Annotated in this window: 18 protein-coding genes and 1 other RNA gene; 10 read left to right on the top strand and 9 right to left on the bottom strand. The window is 34.5% G+C overall.

What is annotated here, in order from left to right; all coding sequences use genetic code 11:
- Positions 1-447: 447 nt before the first annotated feature.
- Both ABWU75_RS04905 and ABWU75_RS04900 read right to left on the bottom strand, forming a co-directional pair.
- Positions 448-2,004, bottom strand: coding sequence for a penicillin-binding transpeptidase domain-containing protein (locus ABWU75_RS04905; RefSeq protein ID WP_353286734.1), 1,557 nt, complete (start codon positions 2,002-2,004; stop codon positions 448-450).
- Positions 1,959-2,798 (bottom strand): polysaccharide deacetylase family protein, encoded by an 840-nt coding sequence (locus ABWU75_RS04900; RefSeq protein ID WP_319803083.1) that lies wholly within the window; start codon positions 2,796-2,798, stop codon positions 1,959-1,961. The genes ABWU75_RS04905 and ABWU75_RS04900 overlap by 46 nt, the downstream gene beginning before the upstream one ends.
- Positions 2,799-2,923: 125 nt before the next feature.
- On the opposite strand from ABWU75_RS04900, the gene ABWU75_RS04895 reads away from it, so the two are divergent.
- From ABWU75_RS04895 to ABWU75_RS04870, 6 genes are all read left to right on the top strand, one after another.
- Positions 2,924-4,432 carry a YifB family Mg chelatase-like AAA ATPase gene (locus ABWU75_RS04895; RefSeq protein ID WP_264731608.1) on the top strand — a complete coding sequence of 503 codons (1,509 nt, stop codon included), beginning with the start codon at positions 2,924-2,926 and terminating at the stop codon, positions 4,430-4,432.
- 84 nt (positions 4,433-4,516) lie between these two features.
- Positions 4,517-4,972: a hypothetical protein gene (locus ABWU75_RS04890; RefSeq protein ID WP_353286733.1), complete on the top strand. Its 456-nt coding sequence runs from the start codon at positions 4,517-4,519 to the stop codon at positions 4,970-4,972.
- A 244-nt stretch (positions 4,973-5,216) separates the two neighbouring features.
- Positions 5,217-6,413: a cell division protein FtsZ gene (gene ftsZ, locus ABWU75_RS04885; protein ID WP_253309308.1), complete on the top strand. Its 1,197-nt coding sequence runs from the start codon at positions 5,217-5,219 to the stop codon at positions 6,411-6,413.
- Complete coding sequence (locus tag ABWU75_RS04880; protein WP_253309309.1) at positions 6,413-6,811, top strand: EVE domain-containing protein; 399 nt, start codon at positions 6,413-6,415, stop codon at positions 6,809-6,811. The genes ftsZ and ABWU75_RS04880 overlap by 1 nt, the downstream gene beginning before the upstream one ends.
- Positions 6,805-7,257, top strand: a complete 453-nt coding sequence (ybeY, locus tag ABWU75_RS04875; RefSeq protein ID WP_253309310.1) for an rRNA maturation RNase YbeY — start codon at positions 6,805-6,807, stop codon at positions 7,255-7,257. The genes ABWU75_RS04880 and ybeY overlap by 7 nt, the downstream gene beginning before the upstream one ends.
- A gap of 86 nt (positions 7,258-7,343) precedes the next feature.
- On the top strand, positions 7,344-8,132 hold the full coding sequence (locus tag ABWU75_RS04870; RefSeq protein WP_353286732.1) for a succinate dehydrogenase iron-sulfur subunit: 789 nt from the start codon (positions 7,344-7,346) through the stop codon (positions 8,130-8,132).
- A 3-nt stretch (positions 8,133-8,135) separates the two neighbouring features.
- Here the strand turns inward: ABWU75_RS04870 and ABWU75_RS04865 are convergent, their stop codons facing one another.
- From ABWU75_RS04865 to ABWU75_RS04850, 4 genes are read right to left on the bottom strand one after another with little or no spacing between them, the layout of a single operon-like run.
- Positions 8,136-9,272 (bottom strand): hypothetical protein, encoded by a 1,137-nt coding sequence (locus tag ABWU75_RS04865; RefSeq protein WP_264731617.1) that lies wholly within the window; start codon positions 9,270-9,272, stop codon positions 8,136-8,138.
- 42 nt (positions 9,273-9,314) lie between these two features.
- Positions 9,315-10,094, bottom strand: a complete 780-nt coding sequence (locus tag ABWU75_RS04860; RefSeq protein ID WP_253309312.1) for a GNAT family N-acetyltransferase — start codon at positions 10,092-10,094, stop codon at positions 9,315-9,317.
- The gene (locus tag ABWU75_RS04855; RefSeq protein ID WP_264731620.1) at positions 10,084-10,566 is read right to left on the bottom strand and encodes a phosphatidylglycerophosphatase A; all 483 of its coding nucleotides are present in this window, start codon (positions 10,564-10,566) and stop codon (positions 10,084-10,086) included. The genes ABWU75_RS04860 and ABWU75_RS04855 overlap by 11 nt, the downstream gene beginning before the upstream one ends.
- Positions 10,567-10,585: 19 nt before the next feature.
- Positions 10,586-11,569, bottom strand: coding sequence for an NAD(P)H-dependent glycerol-3-phosphate dehydrogenase (locus ABWU75_RS04850; protein ID WP_096616583.1), 984 nt, complete (start codon positions 11,567-11,569; stop codon positions 10,586-10,588).
- Positions 11,570-11,894: 325 nt separating this feature from the next.
- Between ABWU75_RS04850 and ABWU75_RS04845 the strand changes: the two genes are divergently transcribed.
- Positions 11,895-12,665 carry a response regulator transcription factor gene (locus ABWU75_RS04845; RefSeq protein ID WP_096616586.1) on the top strand — a complete coding sequence of 257 codons (771 nt, stop codon included), beginning with the start codon at positions 11,895-11,897 and terminating at the stop codon, positions 12,663-12,665.
- A 48-nt stretch (positions 12,666-12,713) separates the two neighbouring features.
- On the opposite strand, the gene rnpB is transcribed toward ABWU75_RS04845, so the two are convergent.
- The 3 genes from rnpB to ABWU75_RS04830 form a co-directional block, all read right to left on the bottom strand.
- Positions 12,714-13,062, bottom strand: an RNA gene (rnpB, locus tag ABWU75_RS04840) — RNase P RNA component class A.
- A gap of 157 nt (positions 13,063-13,219) precedes the next feature.
- A complete protein-coding gene (locus ABWU75_RS04835) occupies positions 13,220-15,247 on the bottom strand; it encodes a hypothetical protein (RefSeq protein WP_353286731.1) in 2,028 nt (675 codons plus the stop codon).
- A gap of 261 nt (positions 15,248-15,508) precedes the next feature.
- Complete coding sequence (locus ABWU75_RS04830) at positions 15,509-15,958, bottom strand: hypothetical protein (RefSeq protein ID WP_265016635.1); 450 nt, start codon at positions 15,956-15,958, stop codon at positions 15,509-15,511.
- Between the two features lie 343 nt (positions 15,959-16,301).
- On the opposite strand from ABWU75_RS04830, the gene nuoE reads away from it, so the two are divergent.
- The 3 genes from nuoE to ABWU75_RS04815 all read left to right on the top strand — a co-directional run bounded on the left by nuoE (position 16,302) and on the right by ABWU75_RS04815 (position 19,834).
- Positions 16,302-16,802, top strand: a complete 501-nt coding sequence (nuoE, locus tag ABWU75_RS04825; RefSeq protein ID WP_264731629.1) for an NADH-quinone oxidoreductase subunit NuoE — start codon at positions 16,302-16,304, stop codon at positions 16,800-16,802.
- Positions 16,803-18,020 (top strand): tRNA guanosine(34) transglycosylase Tgt, encoded by a 1,218-nt coding sequence (gene tgt / locus ABWU75_RS04820; protein ID WP_353286730.1) that lies wholly within the window; start codon positions 16,803-16,805, stop codon positions 18,018-18,020. It begins immediately after the preceding gene.
- Between the two features lie 143 nt (positions 18,021-18,163).
- Positions 18,164-19,834, top strand: coding sequence for a hypothetical protein (locus ABWU75_RS04815; RefSeq protein ID WP_353286729.1), 1,671 nt, complete (start codon positions 18,164-18,166; stop codon positions 19,832-19,834).
- The last annotated feature ends 5 nt before the right edge of the window (positions 19,835-19,839 follow it).

Genomic DNA, 19,839 nt, shown 5'->3' with positions numbered 1-19,839 from the left:
TACATCTAGATTTTTATCTAAATAAGCTGAACGCGCTTACAAAGCGTTACAAGACATCAAAAAATGCCAATACTCGACAAAGATAGTAAAAGACCAGCTAACTCGGGGATTCTTTGTCTTTTTTTCTGCTTGGTAAATTTCTTAAACATTTGCAGCGTAGGTTAGTTGCAATTAAAAGCAGCTTAATCTCGCTTGTCAAGCGTTTAAAACATAAAAAACGCCAATATTTTAAAGCGGATAATAACCACGGGGCTTCTTTTGCCTTTTTTTTGTTTGGTAAATTCCTTAATATTTATAGCTAACATGAACAAACATTTGAGAGTAACTTCCGCTAGTAGAATGATAATTTAATAATAACTAGATTATCATCATTCGTCAATAGTTTATGACTAAATTAATGTTTATATTAAGATAATACACGACAAGTAATAGCCATAATATTTATAGTTACTTTTCAAGCATATATTGAAATATCTCATTAGCCATAGCAACATCTTGGCGCGGGGCTTTGCCGTGTTCTATAAACACAGAGATTGCGTAGCGCGGGTTATGGTAGGGACCATAAGCGATAAATAACTTATGACTTTCACCCTTAGAGTTTATCTCTGGTGTACCGGTTTTGCCGGCAATTTGTATGCCGCTTAGCCCTTTTCTATAGTTAGAATTCACCACGTCAAACATAGCTTTTCGAATTATGCTAAAATGCTCATAATCTACATCAATGTCAGGGAAATTTTGCACTGTATTACTCATTTCAATGTGGGGAATTACCTCTTTTCCTGTTGCAATCCTCGCTGCAAGAACTGCAAGCTGCAGTGGTGTTGTAAGCAAATACCCTTGTCCTATAACTAAGTTGATAGTGTCACCTAAATACCACTGCGAATATAGTTTTCGTGCGCGCCAATCTCTATCGGGCAACAATCCCGGAGCTTCTTCCTTAAACGTTCCAATCAGCGACCCACCGCCAATACCAAATTTTCTGGCCATTTCCACCAGAGAGTCTACACTTATTTTTTTTCCTATGTTATAAAAGTAAGTGTTGCATGATAATGCCATTGCCTCATTTAAAGATACATACCCATGGACTTTGCTTTTCAGGCAACGAAATTTCCGCTCACCTATTTTCATATAGCCCTTACACGAGAATTTCTCTTCTGGTGTTATTATCCCGTCTTTTAAACCCGCAAGCGCAACTATTACTTTAAATATTGAACCAGGTGGAATTTGATACGACAATGCACGATTCACAAGTGGTAATGAAGGAGCATTCAAGCTTTCCCAAGTCTCATTTGATAGTCTACTTGCAAAAAGATTATTATCGTAAGAAGGTGAATTATATAGTGCTAAAATTTCTCCGTTACTTACATCAATTACCACTGCGGAGCCTTGGTGATCTTTAAATACCTTTGCGATTTTCTCTTGCAGATTAATATCAATTGTTAGCTGTACATCTTGTCCGTCTTGTTGTGGTATGCTTGATAATTCTTTTATGACGCGTTTTTTAGAATTTATTTCCTGCTCAGATTTTCCTGACTTGCCTTTCAATATATGATCATATGTATATTCAATACCGCTGATTCCTACTTCGTTTATGCCTTGCTGTCTTTTTGTATATCCGATTATATGAGAACATATTGAACCAAACGGGTAATAACGTTTATAAAGAGCAGTTACTTTTGTTTCTGACGATCTTGCTATTTTAGACTCGACTTCTGATAATGTTTGCAAATCGACCTCCTCACCAGAAGTTTTTTGCCCATCAAACAGAACAACATACGAAATTTTGTTTACCGCAAGTTCAGTGCTATTCCTATCTAAAATTTTGCCCCGCTGAGGCATAATAGTAGCGACTCTTATTCTATTACTATTAGATAGTGCTTCGTACTTTTGTCTGTTTCGTATTTGTAAATTATATAACCTATAGCTAAAAATAGCGGAAATGGTAAGCTGAATACCACCTAATATGAATGCTCTGCGGTTAAAGACTTTGTTTTTTGTCCACATAACATTCCTTCAAAACGCACTTTTTCCCCCTCTTTTATTGTTACACTTCTGGCTTTTACCGTATTACAAACCCTTTCCTCCCACTCACTTAAGGTAACAAACTTGTAACCCGATTTTTTTAGTATTTTAATAATATGAGGTAAAGCTTCAATTGTGTTTGATCTGTTATTGTGATCATGAAACAGTATAACTGCCCCATTATGTACATTACTTAAAACTCTTTCAACTAAAGCTTCTGGTTTATCACCTTGCCAATCTAGCGAATCAACTGTCCATAATATCGAATACATATCCAATTTATTAGTATTTTCAATCAGATTATTGTCATGACATCCATATGGCGGGCGAAACCATTTTACATCTTGTTTTATTGCATTTTTAATTGCTGTATTTGTCTTTTCCAATTCTTGCAATTGTTCCTCACTTGAAAGTGATGTCAACTTCCTATGCGACCAAGAGTGATTGCCTAACTCATGACCTGCTTCATGGATTTTCTTTACTATCTCATATGTTTTTTTATTTATACGTTCACCAAGCACAAAAAACGTTGCTTTTGCTTCATAGCTTTCCAGAACATTAATAATATCGTTTACTCTATTGTTGGAAGGCCCATCATCAAACGTAAGCGCAACAAACTTATCGTCGTTATTCAACAATTTTTTTATATTACTTAAATTTCTATATGATAGATCCAGATTACAACTGAGCCCACAGTATGGTAAATTAAAATTACAATCACCACAGAAAGCCGTGCTTGAGTATAGCAAAAGAAAAGTTATTATCCTTATAAACATTTTATAATCAGCAAAGTGATAGGATACTATGCACTTTTTTGCTAAGTTAAGCCATCTTTAATTGCTGTAGCCTTTACTTCATCACTTCTTTAATATATTATATTAACAATTTTATATAATATATTATGATTGCAAATATAAATACCGTTGCGCTTCAGGGAATTAGCACAGTAAATGTCAATGCACAAATTCATATGGCAAATGGTATTCCAGCTTTTAATATTGTTGGATTGCCGGATAAAACTGTTGCGGAATCCAAAGAGCGCATCAGAGCAGCGTTAAATTCAATCAATCTACTACTACCTCCAAAAAGAATTACAGTTAATCTCTCCCCTGCGGATTTGCTGAAAGAAGGTAGTCATTATGACTTGGCTATTGCTATTGGACTACTTGTTGTAATGAATGTGATACCAGTTGAGAAAGTTCAGTCTTATATAATCATGGGTGAACTGGCTCTTGATGGCAGAGTTATTCCAGTTTCAGGAGTGCTGCCAACAGCAATTAATGCAAAAAAGGCAAATAAAGGAGTAATTTGCCCAAGGGGAAATGGAGTAGAGGCTTCATGGGTAAAGAATGTTTCAATTCTAGCTATAGAGAAATTAACTGATATTATCAGACACTTTAAGGGTGAGCAATTAATTCAGCCAGTAATTTTTAATTATAGTGATGCACCCAAAGAAAAAAGATTGGTTCCCGATATGAAGGATATCAAAGGCCAAGTTGTTGCAAAAAGAGCAGCTGAAATTGCAGCAGCAGGTGGGCATAATATGCTTCTTGTTGGCCCTCCTGGTACTGGAAAATCAATGCTTGCTAAGCGCTTTATAGGATTGCTGCCTGATTTGACCGAACAGGAGATGATTGATGTTAATATTATTTCCAGCATAACAAAAACTGGTAATGAAATATTCAAAGTAACTCGTCCCTTTCGTGAACCTCATCATTCATGCTCTATGCCAGCAATGATAGGGGGAGGAAAGAATGCAAAACCTGGAGAAATCACTATGGCTCACAATGGCGTGTTATTCCTTGATGAGCTACCTGAATTTCCAAGACTTGTGCTTGATTCTCTGCGCCAACCACTTGAAGATAGAAAAGTTACCGTTGCAAGGGCAAATGCTCACATAACCTACCCTGCAAATTTTCAACTGATTGCTGCGATGAACCCCTGCAGATGTGGTTACTTGGGGGATGCAAGTAGATCGTGCAACAAAGCTCCAAAGTGTGGCACAGATTATAAAAACAAAATATCAGGACCATTGCTTGATAGAATAGACATATGCATTGAAATGCCAAACGTTAGCATACTCTCTCCTGAAATCTCTGTGGAGGGAGAAAGTACTAAAATCATAAGAGAAAGAGTGATAGCAGCAAGAAAAGTTCAAACTGAGCGTTATAGTAAATTGAATGTTCGTTGTAACGCAGAAGTAAGCGGTGAAGCATTTAATAAATTTACTGAACCAGATCAGGCAGGGTTAGAATTGCTAAAATACGTACTGAAAGAAAATTACATTTCCAATCGAGGCTACACACGCGTATTAAAAGTTGCAAGAACCATTGCAGATCTTGCAAAAAGTGAAGAAGTAAAAAGAGCACACATTGCTGAAGCGCTGAATTACAGAATAAGGATATATTAAAAAATTAGTTTACTTGACAGACAATTTGTTTCATTATATACTGCCCTTAATGAAATTTTAACATTCTATTTAAGGAGTAGAGTTATGGCATTAACAAAATATAATTACGAACAAGAAGATAGTGTTTTTCGCGCTATTTTAGAGGGATATAAAAACCCTGATAATGAACACTGGGGAGTTACAGGTGCTGCTGGTGGGCTTGGTCAGTATATTAAGAATAATAAGTTAAGAACAGCATTATTTCCGCTTGCAGTTGCAAGTGTTGTCTTTACAGCAATGCATATGAAAGCAGGCTTTGTTAGTGCAGCAGAAGCTTCTGGGTTTCTTGCTAAGACTGCCAGCTACTTTGTTGGGACAAATCAAGCAATAGCTGCTTCATTACCTGGATTTATCAGAACAGGTGTTGCTGGTCAGATAGTTGCAGGTGCCATAATGGCAATTGCTGCAGCTGCTGTTCTTTATGGAACATATCAAGTTGCCTCAAAATTAAAAGATGTTGTGGTTGAAGCACGGGAAGGAAAAGGAGAAACTATACAATAACTTCAACAAAACAAAAAGGGATAGGTTTCTGTCCCTTTTTGTAAACATTTTCTATTTTCTATTTTTTTTTGAAGTAATATCATCCAAAAATCTAGTAATTATAAAATAGCACTTATTAGTATAAATATTAAGAATAAGTAAATCCCGTTTACTGTTTACGCCTATAGAAGTGAAAAGTATTTGCATATTATTAAAAAAGCGGTAACTTACTATCAAGTGAATTCGCTAAATTTGAGTAATTTAAATGTCTATTGATCTTAGTCTGCCGGAGTTACCTATATTACACCCAAGGATTACCGTTGTGGGAGTGGGTGGTGCTGGTGGAAATGCTGTGAATAACATGATCCAATCTAATTTGCAAGGAGTGAATTTTGTTGTCGCAAATACCGACGCTCAAGCACTAGAAAAGTCGTTATGTGATAAAAAAATTCAGCTTGGCATTAATTTAACTAAGGGTCTTGGTGCTGGTGCTTTGCCTGATGTTGGGAAAGGTGCAGCAGAAGAATCAATCGATGAAATTATGGAGCATATAAAAGATAGTCATATGCTTTTCATCACAGCAGGAATGGGCGGTGGTACTGGAACAGGTGCAGCACCGGTAATTGCAAAAGCAGCCAGAGAAGCAAGAGCTGCAGTTAAGGATAGAGCGCCAAAAGAAAAAAAGATATTGACTGTTGGAGTTGTAACTAAACCGTTCGGTTTTGAAGGTGTGCGCCGCATGCGCATTGCAGAGCTTGGACTTGAAGAACTGCAAAAATACGTGGATACACTTATTGTCATTCCAAATCAGAATTTATTTAGAATTGCAAATGAAAAAACTACATTTTCTGATGCATTTAAACTTGCTGATAATGTTCTGCATATTGGCATCAGAGGAGTAACTGACTTGATGGTCATGCCAGGGCTTATTAATCTTGACTTCGCTGATATAGAAACAGTAATGAGCGAGATGGGCAAAGCGATGATCGGCACCGGAGAGGCAGAAGGAGAAGATAGAGCAATTAGTGCTGCGGAAGCTGCAATATCCAATCCATTGCTTGACAATGTATCAATGAAAGGTGCGCAAGGAATATTAATTAACATTACTGGTGGCGGAGATATGACTCTGTTTGAAGTTGATGCTGCAGCCAATAGAGTGCGTGAAGAAGTAGATGAAAATGCAAATATAATATTTGGTGCTACTTTTGATCAAGCGATGGAGGGAAGAGTTAGAGTTTCTGTTCTTGCAACTGGCATTGATGGTCGCAATAATAAGTCAGAAACTTCACCTATAAGTCAGAGCGAAGACTCAGAGAAAGAGAAATTTAAGTGGCCCTATAGTCACAGTGAAAGTACGCAAGACAAAACACTGGAAACAAAACCAACTGAACAGGTAAGCGAAGGAGCTAAATGGGGCAGCAATGTTTATGATATACCGGCTTATTTAAGAAGAAAAAAATAATGCAACTTTGGCTACTCAAGTCAGAGCCAAGTGAATATTCATGGCAAAAAATGGAAAAGGAGCAGGTAGTTGAGTGGGATGGCGTGCGCAATTATCAAGCTCAAAATTACATGAAAATTATGAAAGTAAGCGATCTTGCGTTTTTTTATCATACAGGTAAAGAGAAAGCAATACTTGGAATCGTTGAAGTATTTAAAGAGTATTATCATATTAATGATCCCAAGTTCGGATTAGTGAATGTAAAGTTTTTGAAACCTTTAAATAACCAAGTAACGTTAAATAATATAAAACAAAACCCACTTTTGAAAAATATGTCTATATTAAAACAACCACGTTTATCAATTGCCCCAGTTTCGGAAATTGAATGGAATGAAGTAATAAGGATGAGTGAATGTTAGAAGTAAATATTCTTGACAAGAAATGGTGCAGCATTATAGAAAATCCTAAAAATTTTGTATTAGGTGTCATCAATGCTTCTCTAAAAGAATTAAAAATAGACCACTATAAACCAAATATATCAATAGCTCTGGCTGATGATGACTTGCTACATCAACTTAATTTAAAATTTAGAGAAATGGATAAGCCAACTAACGTACTATCATTTCCGTGTGAACAATTGTCTAATGAGTGCGATTTAGGAGACATAGCAATTTCAATAGACACAATAAAAAGAGAATCGCATGAGTATTGTATACCTATTCTTGCTCACATTGCACACATGTTAGTGCATGGATTACTGCATTTACTTGGTCATGATCACCAAAAAAAAGATGAAGAAATTATAATGAAAAATCTAGAAAGAGAAATTTTAGCTTCGCTTGGCTACAATATGTGCGCGATTTAAAAGGAATTTAATAAAAATATAGTAGATGATAATAAAATATGTTATCTACAAAGGGTTTTAGCTATAAACAATAAAAGGTAAGTGATATGGTTCAGTTTTCTTTGCCAAAGAATTCTAAAATTAATCAAAAGGGCAAAATTTATCCTATTCCTGCTAGAGCAAAAAACATCAGAAGATTTCAAATTTACCGTTGGTCTGCTGATGACGAGAAAAACCCTAGAATAGACACATTTTTTATTGATATGGATAGTTGTGGCCCTATGGTACTTGATGCATTAATAAAAATAAAGGATGAAATAGATTCGACTTTAACTTTCAGACGTTCTTGTAGAGAAGGCATATGTGGATCTTGTGCCATGAATATTGACGGAACCAATACTCTTGCATGTACTAGATCTATACACGATATAAAAGGTGATGTAAAAATATATCCATTACCTCACATGTATGTGATAAAGGACCTAGTCTCGGACTTGAGCCAATTTTATGAGCAATACAAATCAATTAAACCTTGGTTACAAGCAGATAAGCCTGCCCTACCAAATAAAGAATACTCTCAATCTCCTGAAGATAGAAAAAAATTAGATGGCTTGTCCGACTGTATATTATGTGCTTGCTGTTCGACTGGTTGCCCAAGCTACTGGTGGAATAGTGATAAATTTTTAGGACCAGCAATACTATTACAAGCCTACAGATGGATTGCTGACAGCCGTGATAATAAGGCAGGTGAAAGACTTGATGTTTTAAATGACCCATTCAAGTTGTATCGTTGTCATACAATAATGAATTGCACAAAAACTTGTCCTAAAGGACTTAATCCAGCAAGAGCAATAGCGAAAGTAAAACAGCTCATGGTAGAGAAAGAAGGAGTTTAAGTATCATCTTTTGCATTCTTCGTAAGAGAACAGCAAACCTTCCGAAGCGTAGGGTATTGTTAATACCCTGAACGCTTTTCCATTCGTGAAATGCATCGTATCATCATACGATGCAAATAATTTTTTGAATAACTCATGTCTTTGGTTACTAATAGTTTGAAAATCCTCTTTTTCTAAAAGCTTTTTAGATTCGAAGAGGTAAAGCATAACTTCATGATAAGTTGGGTAAGATGCCAAAAATTTTGGGTCAAATTGAAAGGTTTTTATGAAAGCATTATTATAAAATTTTAGCTTTTGATTCTTACTATATATTACTATAGCAACCGGCAACCTCTCAAGCAAATTTTTCTGTGTAGCTAAATAACTGTTTAATTCAGTATATAATTTCTCTGCATCACTAACATCTTTCCCATACATTACTATGCTACCAGAACCTTGTATTGGAATTTTAACAAAATCGAAAACCTTAGGTTCGTTCTTGTAAGTTACGACATGCCTTCCTGGTTTTGTGCTATGAGCGCTACTGGTAATAGCAAATTTCTTAGAGCCATCTACATATTTATCATAAAACAAATTATAAAATTCTACCTTTCTATTCTTGTTATATTTTAGTATTGGAAATGGTAAAGAGTTGAAAACATTTTTATAGCTCTCCACTTCTTGTGTAAGCTTACTATTTTCTAGCTCAAGTCCGTGAGCTTTTATTTTACAGTCTGAGACATTCCTTATCCATAACAGCACACCAATCACATTGTTAGAATCATCTATTATGCTTCTACCATAACATATGCAATAAACCTCACTGTCTTTTGACTTTAAATCTAGAGTAAAAGATTTATTTATTTCCTTTGCCTCAGCAAAATTTTTAATTAAACTGTCTGATTGCTCAAAAAAATTCACAAACTCATTAAATGAGTAAAAAACAGTATTAAGCAAAATTAGTAAGTTGGGAGAGAACTTTTCTATACGCTTTTTTGCATCCCAAATATAAAACCCATCATTCACAGTATCAATTAAATTATTTATGATAACATTTCGATGTTGTAAGTTCTTAATCTTATTACTAATTTTTAATTTAGAATAAGAGAGAAAGAATAATATTAGAATCAATATTAAAACCACTTCATACAAAAAAAACATAGCACTTCTAAAACAGATGTAAAAACTTGTAACCGCTCAGAATTATGCTGAAGAGTTATATAAGTAAAGATTGCCTAACATCTGAAAGCCCAATCTCTTATAAAGGTTTACAGAAGGTTTCATACAATGTGCTACTATATATTTGCATTCAAGCTGTTTAGCTATCTTTATTCTTTCTAAAACCATTTGGGTACCTATTCCACGATTCCTGTAAATTGGTAAAACTCCATCACTATAAAAACCAGCTACACTGTCTTGAACATAAAGACCGCATGTCCCAATAATTTCACTATTTAGTGTTACAAGAAAAAATCTTAATCTTGAGTTTTTATCATCATAATTTGATAATCCGCGAAAAAATGTGCTGACAATTCCAACGCCATGATAAAAAATTTTAGAAGTGTGTAAATCTAACTGTTCTAAGAGGTCGCTACCATTTACAGCATTTAACCTCAAGTTTGGAATAACATCAGCAGGTAAAAAGTAATTTTTCATATTAAGTAAAGCTTTTTTTGGTGTGCTAACGTGTTTTATTTCACACTTTTCTAAAATATCTCTTATTTTCATATGTGAATTTATTACCCATGTTGCTTCTATATCTCTTGTTCTGAGATAATCTAGAGTTTTTTGTATAGAAAGCTCGGTACATTGATCTCCACAGAACACAAAATTAAATAATGACTCCCTAGTACCATTTATTGTAAATGTAACGTTATCAAATTCATCGTGTACTTCCCACTCAGATAAATTCGCTGTGTACAGTATATAATCCTTTAAATTTTGAACAATTAAGCTTGAATAATAAATTTTTTTATCCTGCATACATCAACAATAAACAATAAAAGGCTCCTATAAGAACACAGGCTAAAATTGCAGCTATAATGTCATCTAGCATAACACCTAAAGGACCTTTGGTATTTTTATCGATCAAATTTATAGGCCACGTTTTTATTATATCAAAAAACCTAAAAGAAAAAAAGCACAACAACAATGAAGAGCAATTCATCTCTTGGCTTAACAATATCGAAACTAAAAGTATTGTCAGCAATTGACCAACTACTTCGTCAATTACTACCTCTTTTGGATCACATGAAGTCTTGTAGTGTTTTATATAATTGCCTATAGACCATAGTCCAATCAAAAATAAAAAAAAAATAATTGCTGCACCTAAAATTCTGTCACTCAGTATCACAGGAACAATTGGATAAGAAGCTAAGCTGCCTACGGTACCTGGCATTTTTTTTACTGTGCCAGACAGCCACCATGTTGATATCAATTTATATAAAAATTTCACAATACACCAAAGTACAAAACTAATTTACAAGAACAGAAATAGTATCCTCTATAGAGGCGCTTTCATACAATAATCTATAGACCGCTTCACATATAGGCATTTTTATCTTTAGCTTTCTTGCTAAATTAAATATGGGCTCAGCAGTGCTAAAACCTTCAATCACTGACTTGCCTTCTGACAAAATCTGCTGAACATTAAAGCCATTGTCACTATTACCTATTTTAAACCCAAAAGATAGGTTTCTTGAATTCAAGGATGTGCATGTCATAATTAGGTCACCCAGACATGCCGGTCCAAGTAGTGTATTTATATCCACATTACCGTTACCAACTTTTGCTGAGTATAAAGCCTTAATTTCGCTTACACTTTTCGTAATCAATGCTGCATGAGCATTAAACCCAAGTTTACTACCTAGAACAATCCCACACGCTATAGCAAAAACGTTCTTTAACGCTGCACAAACCTGTATCCCTATAACATCGCTACTAAGGCGTAATTTAACATTTTCTTGCTGTAGTTCTGATACTAGCTTTGAACCCAATATGTTATTTCGGCATGCAAGAACCATTGAATAGGGTAATTTTCTTGCAACTTCTACAGCAAAACTAGGGCCTGAAAAAATAGCAATAGGATTGTTAGGTAAAACTTCATTTACTATTTCACTAGGTAATTTTAATGTAGACTTTTCTATTCCCTTACAAGCTAAAATTATTGCTACATCTTTTTTCAGATTACAATTATGCAATTGCTGACATACCTCCCTCAGAGATTGAGTGGGAACAGCGAGGATTGTTACTGAAGCATTAATTGTGTCTTCAATAGCCAATTTTACTGACACATTATCAGAAATTCGACAACCGGGTAGCTTGTCACTTTCTCTTTTCCCGTTGATTGATTCAAATGTAGTTTCATTGCGAGTCCACAAAATCACATCTTTCTTACTACCTAATGAAATTGCGATTGCTGTACCCCATGCACCAGCACCTAAAATTGATATTGCCACACAATATTCCTGAAAGTATTACTTATACTTTAAAACAGTAGGATAAGTAAATTAAAAATATAACACAGACATATAGAATAGTTAAATATTTATTAACCGAAGTATTCTTTTAATAATAGTAACTTTAATTCAATATTTACTAAAAATATTATTACTACCATGGTATATCTATTATATTTTAGATCTATTTATATAACTTTGAAACAATATATTTATTATTAATTAATAAGTGTAATTTTGATCATTTGTTAATAAAAATTTGATTTATTACTTTCCTTAGTTATATATATTACTAAAATTATAAATTATTTATGGGGTGTAAAATATGCGTATATTATTAATCGAAGATGATCAAGTAAGTGCAAAGACTGTGGTTAATGCCTTAACTTCTGATGGACACTTCTGTGACGTTGTTACTTCTGCACAAGATTATAACAATAATATGGTTTCCTCAAACGGAGATTACTATGACCTAGTTATTTTAGATATACACTTGCCTGGTGATATTGACGGATATGATATATTGTTAAGACTAAGAAGTGCAAAAATCAAAGTTCCTGTCTTAATACTTTCATGTATATCCGCTGTCAATCACAAAGCTAAAGGGCTTGGGTATGGTGCAGATGATTACTTAACCAAGCCATTTCATAAAAGCGAGTTATTAGCTCGAATTAAGGCCATAGTGCGTCGTACTAAAGGCCATCCTGAATCGGTGATAAAGATTGGTAATATAAATATCAATTTTGATCACAGGATTGTTGAGGTGAAAGGTAAAACGGTTCACCTTACTAATAAAGAGTATTCTATGATAGAATTGCTAGCACTGCGTAAAGGAACAGTACTAACAAAAGAAATGTTCTTAAATCATCTTTACAATGGCTTGGATGAACCTTCAGATAACAAGATAGTTGATGTTTTTATGTGCAAATTACGTAAGAAACTTGAAAGTGCAAATGATGGAAAAAGCCACATAGAAACCGTTTGGGGCAGAGGGTATGTTCTGAAAGAGTATATTGATGATGAAGAATATTCTAATGTTAATGTAGGCGAAAGTAGTGATGGCTATCAAGCAGAACAAGTGAAGGACAACGCATGAAATGCCTACACTTAAATATAGCATGGCTTATATCGCACGTATCATGTGACGCCTAGGTGAAATATAAGCCGAGTTCTGTTTATGTAGCTATTTATCTGGAGTAAATGTTACCATTTACCTCATGCGATTTACCCGAGTAGATATGAGAAAAACATAAAATCTACTTCTATTTAATCTTGCTCCTAGTGTTGGTTACTCGACTACCAATGTTGCCATTGCCATGGTGTGCTCTTACCACACCTTTTCACCCTTACCTAAAATATTTTAGGCGGTAATTTTCTGTAGCCCTATAACTGGAGTTGCCTCCGGCGGGCGTTACCCGTCACTATTTTTCCTTGGAGCCCGGACTTTCCTCTGCTATGTTTATCACACAACAGCAGCTACTTATTTCACCCAGGAATTATACTTTAACATGAAAATCACAAAAGCAAAAGACAATTTCCTAACAGTCTACATATTAAAAACATTCAGACAAATAGCTAAAGGTGATATTCCGGCACATCATCGCTATCCCAAGATAAGCTTTTTTCACTTTTAGACTCCGCTTCAGTCAGTCAAGAGCTTGGTCCACCGCCTGAAGACGATGAGCTACTTCTTGACCTACTACTACTTTCTACCGATATACTGTCTAGCATTGTTTCAGATTGATACGTAGTTTGTATAGATATGTTATTATCACTGCTTGTTCTGCTATGGGTGAAAAAAATTTCTTCATTGCTGCTATTTGAATGCGATTCCAAATCAGCTAATTCTAACACATGAGCAGCATTATAATAACCGTGATATTTCTTAATACATTTATATGCTATAAATCCTATAATTCCAGCAATACCTATTGTTCCAATCAAAGATCCTCCTATCATTCCTGCCCTATTAGACCCTATAGCAAGTTGAGTAGGCTGTGGTGAAGAAGTAGGTTGAGGAAGTAAAGTCGTGGTAAATATAGGAGTTGTTGACTCTTTTGTTCTAGTACTTGGTATACTAAATACTGTTTGTATAGTTTTCTCTGAGTTTATTATTGGCACACTAGTTGACGTTGTAGCAACCGTGGTCACTTGTGAAGTAGTAGTTGTTTTTGCTACTGTTGTTGGCTTCACTGTTACTGTACTTGTTTGAGTCGTTGACTCCGTTGAAGGTTTACTCATTGTAGAAGTAGGTGTAACGGCTTCTGTTGTTGGCTCCACTGTTACTGTACTTGTTTGAGTCGTTGACTCTGTTGAAGGTTTACTTATTGTAGAAGTAGGTGCAACGGTAGTTGATGCTTCTGTTGTTAATTTGGTAGTCTTTACAGTGTCGGTTTCTGTTGTGCTAGTAATTGCAGCAGTCAGCGTTTTCTTAGAAGTCACAACCGTTTCTGTAATAGTTACAGGAGCCACGGTACTACTAGAAATGATATCAGGTGTCAATCGACCATTAATGATATCAACAAAATCACTGAGAGTTTTGATACTACTTGCCGGTATTATTGTTACCTTAGAAGGTTTTTCAAATCTCTGATGATTGAAAATTGCGATGTTTTCTTCACTTATTGCAGTTACAATAAAACTGTCTTGACCATTGTCTTTAACGTACAATTGCTCTATAGAATCTGCAAATTCGCAAATAGTAAAGTTCGATTTTGATCCATTCTTAACAAGACTTGTTAAATGTAACGTTTGTTTATCAGACAACCGGTCTTCTGCAAGAAAGGCAACTAGATCATTGCCTTCAGTTCGCTTTACATACTGCAAAAAGCTTATTTCATATTCTCTGGAAAGAGATAGTGCTTTATTATCTATCTGACATCTCTTACTAAGCAAACATTCATCTTTCTTGCCACTTTTTAGATCCTTAACCACTTTAGCCATATCGAACTTAAAAATATTTGTTCTTACTTCTTGATTTTCAATACTATTTTTTCTCACTTGCGAATAAAGTATTGTATTTTCATCTAGTACTAATTGCCCTGGATTATCAAATTTGAATAATTTTCTTTCTATAAGACCGTTTTTTTCACGCAAAACCTTAAATTTTCCATTTGTGTCTGATTGTAAATACCAAGAAACTAAAGTTTGATCCTTTAAGTTATGAGCAATTACAATAACATTACCATTACCAACTTTTACTGCTTTTGGTTGAAAGTAACTATTGTCTTCATTTGCAAGACTATCTCTATTAATGTTCTTGTATAATTTTACTTTTCCTACGTATTCAACTAAGGGAACATTAATTGAATGCTTGATTTCGTAAGTGTTGAATGTTAAGCCTTTGATGCATTTTTCTTCTTTGTTAATTTCTTCTGTAGGAAAGATAACTCCAACTTTATCTGTTTCAGCTGAATCTTCTATTAATGTGAGAGACAATTGATCTTTGAATTCATTTACTACGCTGACATTTGTACCCCATTCGTATGTTTTTGATTGATATAATGGACTAATAAGTAATTTTACTTTACTGCTCCCATTACCATTATCTTGATAGCTAAGTCCATAAGCGACTCCATCTCCTTCAATCAACCCTACGTTTGCTGGGTTAAAACCTACCGCTTCTTTAACTTCCGGTGTATTTGAGTTGATCCCGAGCAATCTTCCTAATATAGACATAATTTTATTTAAAATATTAATAAAATGCTATTATGATTACTCCTGTGTGTTAATGTCAATGAAAATTTTAACTAAAATTAAAAAATTAACGTCTTTATTTTATACTAAAAAGTAAGTATAGGCTCGAAAATGGCTAAGAAGTTTTATAGATGAAAGGAAGGTGGAGTTCTCAAAACCCTATAATCTATATTTAAAGGTAAATTTTTATTCGTTATGTCTTATGCAGATTCCGCTAACAAGTAGCGGAATCTTAAGTTTTGGCTAAATTTCTTTTTTACTCCCTAATAGGGCTTCTGCCTTTAGCTCATCTATAATTGTTTGAACCTCAGGAAGCTCCTTATGTTTTTCGTGATCTGATACATATTCTCCCTTTTTGTTGGAGGCTTTATATTCATGTTCTTGATAAAGTGAGTATAGAAATCCAACTCCAAAGATAACAATTGCTGCAAGTGCCATGTATTCAAGTGGTTTTTGCACTTTTTCTCTTAGATCGAAATATCGAGATAGCAGAATGAGAGCACAAGATCCTATTACTACTGCACCAGAACCAATTTTGTTGTACATGAAATACTTTTCATTGTAACTTTGTTCGTAATTTCTGTAAATAGTTGTGGCATGCTTTTGAAGATTTTCTTTATCTAGTGATGTGAGAAAATTTTTAAATTTCTCTTCACCAGTTTCTTTTATCCATAAATTTAATTGTTTACTCATAGTTTAACCTCATATTAATAAATATAGTTTATTATACACAACATTTATAATAAATGTCAAGGATAGTGTATTTATAAATAATATACTATAATTTCTTAAGCATTTTTTTTAAAGTAGTTAGCTGTAGCTAAAATAATTGAGATTTACTAAAACAAACTTATGAAACAATTGAAGTTAGCGCATGATCAGATTTTTTAACTGGATCCTATGGCCAAGCCAAAAGAATTTACAAGTTGGGCAGTATGGGTAGTATGATACTGCAAAATGCTATTTCTCAAAAAACCAACAATTGCAATCATTGGTTCTACAGGTATAATCTGTAAAGTTTACACGAGTCTCATGAATGATAGAAAAAGAAGAGCAGTTTAGTTTTACATCAGAAAACCTTAAGAAAGCGGAAAAGTTTATAGAGATGTATCCCAAAGGTAGAGAAGGTAGTGCTGTCATGCCTTTACTATACCTGGTTCAAGAGCAATGCGGATGGGTTTCTGAATCTGCTATGCGTTATGTTGCTGATATGCTGCATATTCCACATATTCGTGTATATGAAGTGGCAAATTTTTACACCATGTATAATTTAAAACCAGTAGGCAAATATCTAATACAAATTTGTAGAACAACTCCTTGCTGGTTGTGCAATAGTGAAGAAGTTTTAAATACCTTTAAAAAAAAACTTGGAATCAATATCGGTGAGACTACTAAAGATAATTTGTTCACTTTAAAAGAAGTTGAATGCCTAGGTGCATGCGTTAATGCTCCCGTTGTGCAGATCAATAATGACTTCTATGAAAATCTTACTCCTGAGAAAGTAGAAAACATCATAACAGAACTTTCAGGCAAATAGATGAAAGAAGAATTTGCATTCAAGATAATCAAGCAATCAGGTTCTGCAAAAGTTGGAACAATTAAAACTCCAAATGGAAGCGTAGAAACACCAGCTTTTATATTCTGTGCAACAAAAGCTGCAATTAAAGCTGCAGATATCGAGAGAATTAGTGAAGCAGGTACTCAGATAATACTTTCCAACACCTATCACCTAATGCTCCAACCAGGGGAAGATACCGTAGCAAAACTTGGTGGTTTGCACAAGATGATGGGATGGAGTGGACCAATGCTCACTGATTCTGGTGGATACCAGATATTTAGCTTAGGGCACGGATCAGTTTCGGAAGAGATAAAAGGAATAAGAAAAAAACAAAAAACTCTGATCAAAATTAATGAGGATGGGGCAATTTTTCGTTCTTACATTAATGGTAAAACTTATTGCTTGACTCCTGAAAAGTCTATACAAATTCAACAGAAACTAGGTGCAGATTTAGTCTTAGTCTTAGATGAATGTACTCCATTTCACATAAGCAAAGAATACACAGCAAAATCAATGCTCATGAGCCACAAATGGGCTGAACGTTCTTTAAATGAATTTGAAAAAAACAATAATGGCAAGCAGGCACTGTATGGAATTAGTCAAGGCGGAGTATATCAAGATTTACGTAGAGAAAGTTGTAATTTTATTAACGATTTGCTATTTTTTGGTCAAGCAATAGGTGGATCACTTGGTCAAAGTAAAGAGCAGATGTACGATGTAGTTTCTTTCACTATGGACCATCTGAAAAAAGATAGGCCTACTCATTTGCTTGGTATTGGTGGAATTGTGGACATCTTTCGCGGAGTTAGTCTTGGAATTGATACGTTTGATTGCGTGCATCCAACCCGTTTAGCAAGGCATGGTGGTGCGCTTATTAAAGTAAAAAATAGAGATTCTATTTCTTCAAAGTGCAAAGAGCATATTAATTTGCGAAATCAACAATTCGAGCTGGACAATAACCCAATTGAAAGTGACTGCTTATGTTTTACCTGCAGAAAGCATTCAAGAGCTTATATACACCATTTACTGAAAGCTAAAGAGCTCCTGGCTTACACACTCGTTACCATTCATAACGTTTTCTTCATGAATAAGTTAATGGCATCTATAAGGCAGGCAATATTGGATGATAGGCTAGATCAAGAGAAAAATAATTGGATTAGTGAAATACCATTGCACTTTGATTTGGCCTCTCTTTAAGTCTTTTCTTTATGCCGTTGATTTTTACTTCTTGTTATATTTACTTTATTTATCACACTATTAATTAGAAAGGTTATAATAAATAATTAATCTATTAATGTTAGTCTCTACCCGTATGATTTGTAAGGATTAGAGGTGAAGATATGGCTAAAGGAAATAATACCCTATTAATATTTGATTTTGATAACACTATTACTAATGGACACATGCATAATATTTTCTCCGGTAAACACTCCGGGTTCAAAAAAAGTGATTTCAATTCTGGTGCAGAATATGCAGTGAAAGATACTGATATAGGAAATTTTCTAAAGAATACAGGCGGAGTAAAAAATAAGGAGACATTAAAATCTGTGTTGCAATCTGCACTTTCAAATGGAGTGAAAGTTAATATCGCATCGTATACAGGATATTCAGACGCTGTGAGAAGGGTTGTAGAGAATCATTTGGGTTTATCTAAAGAACAAGCAGGCGGTATTTCTGTATTTGGTGGGTTTCCAGGAGATTATGATAATGAGCTTCCAAAAGGTCTCAAAGAACAAAAAAATCAAGTTGGAAAAAATTTACACATCTGTAAGGCAATTGTGGAGTATAAGGATAAACATGGTGAGTTGCCAAAAACTGTCATGCTAGTTGATGATGATGTAAAAAATATTCAAAAGATTAATGAGTTTGTTGCATCAATGAGTAAAAGAGAGGAATGGCTTGAAAAAAATGGGCTGAGTATTGAAGAGATACAAAAAATCAAATTTGAAGGTGCGCGAGTGCCTAAAGAGGATAAAAATGTTGGTTATCTAGAAAGAATACAGGAGTTTGTCAATGCTAACTTAGTGCAAGAACCAATTTATGAAAATTTGAAGAAGGAAGAACCTATATACCAAAATCTTCAAGATATTCAGAGATCATTGTCTGAAACGGTACCAAAAGAACCTATATATCAGAACAATGAAAATCGACCACCATTGCCTCCTAAAAAAAGGAAATCAAGTGATGGTATGGTTGCTGATGGTGAGAATAAAAAACAAGATATTAAGGACATGTCGTCATCCGAAACACAAGCAAACCCAACACGCTCAAAACGTCATGCAATGATGCTTGACCCTCAGCAAATAGAATCTATACACCAGAATGCTGAAGAGTTATCACCAGGTAAAAAATACGCACATATTCAAATCGTTTCCTTAGCACAAGAATTCAAGGCAATCAAAGCTTTTTTTAAAGATTGTGCTCAAGAAATAATAGATGCCATTTGCAATTTATTTAAAAGAGAAGTGGCAACAAAAATTGAAGGGCAGGGCTATAATGTAAGTAGTAAGCAAGGAAGTAGTGAAATTACTGTCAAAGGAAGTAAGCCAATAGATGCTTCAAGAATAAACAAAGATATTATTGTCGAGTCCTTAGCTCAAATAATCGAGAAAAAAGGGAAAATCAAAGATCTTAACAATAATTATAAAGGTGATCAGCTAGGGCGAGAGATATCGAAATTATTGAACGCTGGTTCGCAAAAGGAAAATATAAACTCAAACTATAATGATGGAGAGCCTATATTCCAGACTCGTGAAGAGGCATCGAATTATCCTCCGCAAAAGAAAGACATAAACTCAAACCCTGTGAGAGGAAACTATAATGATGGAGAGTCTATATTTCAGACCGTTCAAGAAGCACGGAACTATCATCGGCAAAAGAAAGGTATAGACTCAAACCCTGTAAGCAAAAAACCACTTGCACCACCAGTACCTCCTAAAAATTATACGGAAAAAGTTACGCAAAATAGAAATAATAATATTATTGAAAGAGGAGGTCGAAGATTCGTATAATTTCT

This window comes from Wolbachia endosymbiont (group A) of Anthophora plumipes, from assembly GCF_964028115.1.
Lineage (GTDB): Bacteria > Pseudomonadota > Alphaproteobacteria > Rickettsiales > Anaplasmataceae > Wolbachia.
The sequence above is the reverse complement of the archived record's forward strand: the minus strand, read 5'-3'. Positions and strand labels throughout refer to the sequence as shown.